Annotated in this window: 4 protein-coding genes; 3 read left to right on the top strand and 1 reads right to left on the bottom strand. The window is 45.0% G+C overall.

From position 1 onward, the window contains the following. Positions 1-143 precede the first annotated feature (143 nt). Entirely contained in the window at positions 144-1,199 is a 1,056-nt protein-coding gene (locus AC5JL3_RS25160) for a hypothetical protein (RefSeq protein WP_496077083.1), read from the bottom strand. 461 nt (positions 1,200-1,660) lie between these two features. On the opposite strand from AC5JL3_RS25160, the gene AC5JL3_RS25155 reads away from it, so the two are divergent. The 3 genes from AC5JL3_RS25155 (at position 1,661) to AC5JL3_RS25145 (ending at position 4,930) form a co-directional block, all read left to right on the top strand. Continuing rightward, on the top strand, positions 1,661-2,296 hold the full coding sequence (locus tag AC5JL3_RS25155; RefSeq protein WP_496077082.1) for a helix-turn-helix transcriptional regulator: 636 nt from the start codon (positions 1,661-1,663) through the stop codon (positions 2,294-2,296). Between the two features lie 72 nt (positions 2,297-2,368). Further along, a complete protein-coding gene (cofG, locus tag AC5JL3_RS25150) occupies positions 2,369-3,352 on the top strand; it encodes a 7,8-didemethyl-8-hydroxy-5-deazariboflavin synthase subunit CofG (protein ID WP_496077081.1) in 984 nt (327 codons plus the stop codon). Between the two features lie 246 nt (positions 3,353-3,598). Further along, positions 3,599-4,930, top strand: a complete 1,332-nt coding sequence (locus AC5JL3_RS25145; protein ID WP_496077080.1) for an ATP-binding protein — start codon at positions 3,599-3,601, stop codon at positions 4,928-4,930. The last annotated feature ends 147 nt before the right edge of the window (positions 4,931-5,077 follow it).

The following is a 5,077-nucleotide window of genomic DNA, read 5'->3' as shown; positions in this document are numbered from 1 at the left end:
TTACAAAGCTAGTTTGGGCTTTGTTTGGGCTTGAAATTTGTCTAAGTCCCGTTAAAAAACGTGGTGGAGGACGTAGCTAAAGGCTCATACTCCAACACGGGGGAAAGACAGGTACGGCAAGGAAAGCAATGGCAAGAGTCGGTCTAACTTGCCTCAAGTGCTGGGCAATGGCTATCAAAATGAAGGGTTGCGATCGCTTCTTTAATATCTAGCGCCAAAAATTGGTCTACTGCGGTGTACACCCAGTAAACCGATAACTTCGGATCGCCACCAATTTTTTGAAATCCCAGAGCCATACACAGTTCTTCATATGTGGGATGGATGCTCATGGCGTAGAAATCCCAGAGATTTGGAAAATCGGCTTGCATCCGCACAATGGTTTTCTGCACATCCTCCACAAAGAGGCACATATTCTCTTGGTTCTTATAAGGAGTATCGATCATCCAGCTACGCACCAATAGTGAGGTGCAATCAGGATCGCCAGGAATCGCCATTTCCAGAGGGTCAATATCCGATACAGAACTCAAATGGAGGCTTTTGCTTGGGGGAAGAAAGAAGTTTTTCTCAGACTCCGTTGAGGTGGGGTAAAGAAGGTAAAATCCCACAGGACGAGAGTTGTCACAGCGGCGTAGCACTCGCATTCCAGTAGAATATTTGCCTGCCCAAGTACGCAGTAGCCTGGAAATTTTATGCGGAACCGCTGTCGTATTTTTGTTCATCCAGTTGTAGTTTCGAGCGAGAAAATCTGCAACTGGAACGGCATCGGTTCGGGGATTGAAGTCATCAACCTTGAGTTGTACTGACTCTTTTGCCTTGGGAGATACCTTGAGATTTGGCAAAGACCGAATTTGAATACATACTGTATTGCCATCAAATTGTTTTTCAATTAATCCCAGAGCAAGCAGTTTATCGATCATCATGCCTGCCGCGCGATCGCTTCCTCGGTCTTTGTGAGCATAGAATAGTTCTGCGGCTTCCCGGTGGGTGCAAGCAACAAATCCTTCTGGTATCTGTAATTGGCCTAAGGGTTGTTTTAAACGATTACCTAACTCTTGCTGTTGCTTAAGTAGTAAATAGATCCACAATCGCACAAAACATTCAGCTCGACGGCGAGTCAAACCCACTCGTCCAATCAGCATTGAAATATAGTTGCGCTGTTGCTCGATAGGGAACCACTGATCGACAAATTCTGGATTCATATCCTACGGGTTGTTTAACGAATAAAGCCTTTCTAAAAGTCAGCTTTGCCGCCTATCCATAGTACTTATCACCCTTTGCCTTGCTTTTTATGCAAGAAGTTAAGTGCATAAGCACCTTCAAATACAGATAACTAGGTACTAATCTGTCACGACGGCTACTATTTGCCTGAGTAAAACAAAGTAGCGCTTTACTTACACGGCTGAGTAATCTAGATAAACACCTTGAAATACTATGATTTCGTAATTACTTAGCAAATCGAAAAAATGTAGAAAAACTTCACCCTACTTCAGAGCCTTTCACCTTTCCTCGACCTAACAGAATAGAATTCAGGCAGTTTTGGAAATTTACAGTTTGCTCATTGTAGCTACACAAACTCAAACGTAAGAATGACTTTAACCCTCAACTGATAAGACTTGTAAGAACTTGACTTTTCAGTTGACTAGCCTGAAGGAGATGCAACATGGTCGTTCTCGCTCATAAACTGAACACTCACATTGAATGCTTTGAGAGACTAAGCTGCTTAGAAAAACAGCTCAAAAACTCACATTTTGAGCATTCCAAACAACCATCTTTACTACAAGCCGTTATGGAAGGCTTTGTTGATGGAGTTTTGATTTTGAGCAATCAAGGAGAGTTAGTTCATGCTAATGACTGTGCGCGTCGAATTTTCGGTCAACTACTACAGCCTGCATCACAAACTAGCCCGTTGATTGAGGAAGTTTGGCGAGTTTACGAGTGTTTGCTTGAGAGCAAGGATCTATTTTACGATCAAAAGTTGATTATCGAGTCAGAAATTGATGCCGATAATTTAGGTACATTTCGCATCCGAGCGAGGTGGTTAGTGTTAGAGGAAAGCGCTCACCCTTACCTGTTAATAACAATAGAAGATAGGCAACAGTCTACTCAAAATGTCGCGATTACTGATGCCAAAAAGTATGGTTTGACTGCTCGCGAGGCAGAAGTCTGGTTACTACGCCGAGCCAACCACTCCTACAAAGAGATTGCGGATCGGTTGTATATTACGCTCAACACAGTGAAGAAGCATATCAAGAATATTCACGCTAAGCAAGAAGCCTACCTCTGGGCGGAAGAATAAGGATTCTTATTAGCACCAAGACTTTGCCAGATCGGTCACACTCTTGAATAGAGCCTGTGATTCCCCTTTCCCATGCAACGTTTTGATTCCCGAACCGTTACCTACAGTCCTGCTTACACACTCGTACCAACCTACGAGTGTTTTAATCGTTGTACCTACTGTAATTTTCGTGTCGATCCTGGGAAAAGCTCTTGGTTGTCGCTAGAAGCTGCCGAAAGCAAGTTAAGACAGCTTCAATCTCAGGGTGTCTGTGAAATCCTTATTCTCAGTGGTGAGGTGCATCCCCACTCATCACGTCGGCAGGAATGGTTTGGGCGGATTTATGATATTGCCGAATTGGCACTATCTATGGGGTTTTTGCCCCATACCAATGCAGGCCTCCTGAGTTTTGAGGAAATGCGATCGCTCAAATCTGTGAATGTTTCAATGGGGTTAATGTTAGAACAGCTAACGCCCCAGTTGTTACAAACCGTTCACCGTTATGCGCCGAGTAAAGTCCCCCAGGTGCGTCTACAACAACTGGAATGGGCGGGAGAATTGCAGATTCCGTTTACAACTGGGTTACTGCTAGGGATTGGGGAGACTCAAGAAGATTGGTGGGAAACACTGGATGCGATCGCACAGCTTCATGCTCGTTATGGTCATATCCAAGAAGTCATCTTACAACCCCATAGTCCAGGAAGCCAGCAAACTTGGGATGCTCCGGCATTTAACCCTCATCAATTGCCAGAGGTAATTGCCAAAGCGCGTCAGATTCTGCCGTCGGATATTGTTATCCAAATTCCGCCTAATTTAGTTCCAGATTCTAATTGGTTACTTGCTTGTTTAGATGCTGGTGCCAGGGATTTAGGAGGAATTGGACCAAAAGATGAAGTGAATCCTGATTATCCGCATCCTGATGCACAGCAGCTTAGAGAAATTTTAGAGCCAGAGGGATGGGAACTGGTGCCGCGTTTACCTATTTATCCTCACTATCACAGTTGGTTGTCACCGAGATTACAAGAGGCTGTTGAGCGGTGGCGGAGTGCTATTAAAGCAGTTGGGCTAAAAGTTTGATATTCAGGAAAACCTAACCCCCCAGCTCCTCACTAAAGCTCCGGCTTCCCTGCGAGGGAAGGGGGAGTCCGGAAGCCCCTCTCCGCTTCGGGGAGGGGTTTGGGGAGGGGTCACACACGAGAGCTAATTGACCAACAGTATTATTGATTCCCTTGCGAGTGGAATACGAAGAGTACAAGATTTCAGATACTCCTACTTCTTCAAACCCTGAGCTAGAATCGCGCTCAATGGCAATATTTTGGATGTATGGCTCCCAATTCTGACTTACTGAAAAACCTCTACAACGCCTTTGACCCCTTTCGACCTTTACCCGCAGGCGACCCAAACTATGTAGACTGTCGGGAAGTGCGAGGGGATGGAGATATTCTGGAAGATTTGGGGAATCGACTTCAGCTATCTAATCAGAAGACTTGCCAATTGTACTCTGGACATCGGGGTGCGGGGAAATCTACAGAACTGTTGAGGTTGAAGTACTCTCTGGAAAAGCAGAAGTTCTATGTAGTCTATTTTGCTGCGGATGAGGAAGATATTGAATCTGAGGATGCTCAATATACTGATATTCTCCTTGCGTGTACTCGCCACATTCTAGAAGATCTACAAAAGAGTGCTAATACTGCTCCTTTGCGAGACTGGCTAAAAGACCGTTGGCAAGAGTTGAAAGATTTGGCACTTACGGAGATATCGTTTGAGGGGATGAGTGTTGAGGGACAGATTGCCCAGTTTGCTAAGCTGACGGCGAATTTAAGGGCGGAACCGACGCTGCGCCACAAGATTCGGGAGAAGGTGAATCCGCATACGGTGACGCTGATTGCTGTTTTGAATGAGTTTCTCGCTGAGGCGAAACAGCAACTCCCTGATGGTTGCACTCAACTGGCAGTGATTGCGGACAACTTAGACCGGATTGCGCCAATTATTCAGGAAAACGGACAGACTAACCACGATGAGATCTTTCTGGATCGCAGTGAACAACTCAAAGCCTTGGATTGTCATCTAATCTACACCGTTCCAATCTCAATGGTGCATTCTAAACGTGCTGCGGATCTTAGAGATATCTATAGTGATACGCAAGTGTTGCCAATGGTGATGGTGCGAACTCCTTCTGGAGATATCTACGAACCAGGACTCAACAAAATCAGGGAAGTGATTAGCAAGCGAGTCAGCCAATTTGCGCCTGATTTATCTCTGGATACGCAAATCTTTGATAGCTTACAAACCGTGCAACAGCTATGTCTGATGAGTGGGGGTCATGTGCGGAATTTGCTATTGTTAACGCAAGACGCGATCGGACGTACAGAAAGCTTACCGATTTCTGAGAGAGCAGTGCGACGAGCGATTACCCAAGCACGAGATACCTATCGTCGAACGGTTGATAATGAGCAATGGCGTTTGCTGGCTGAAGTCTCGCGTTCTAAGCGAGTAGTCAATGACGATGAGTATCGGAGCTTATTATTTAATCGTTGTCTTTTAGAATATCGCTACCTAGATGCAGACTATGAGGTGCAGCGTTGGTGTGATGTTCATCCGCTCATTAAAGGGATTGAAGAATTTAAGGAAGCTGTGGCTGGTTTAGATAATTAAAAAACCTAACCCCCTAGCCCCGCAACCCTCGCAAGGGAAGGGGGAACTAGAAGGATTTTTTATATCAAAGAGGTATTGAACTCCCCTCTCCTTGCATTCGTGACAAGTTAAGGCAAAGTAATTGTTGTCAATGAGACAATATACTTA

This window comes from Symplocastrum torsivum, from assembly GCF_059505465.1.
Note: the sequence above shows the minus strand (reverse complement) of the source record. Positions and strands in the feature narration are given on the sequence as shown.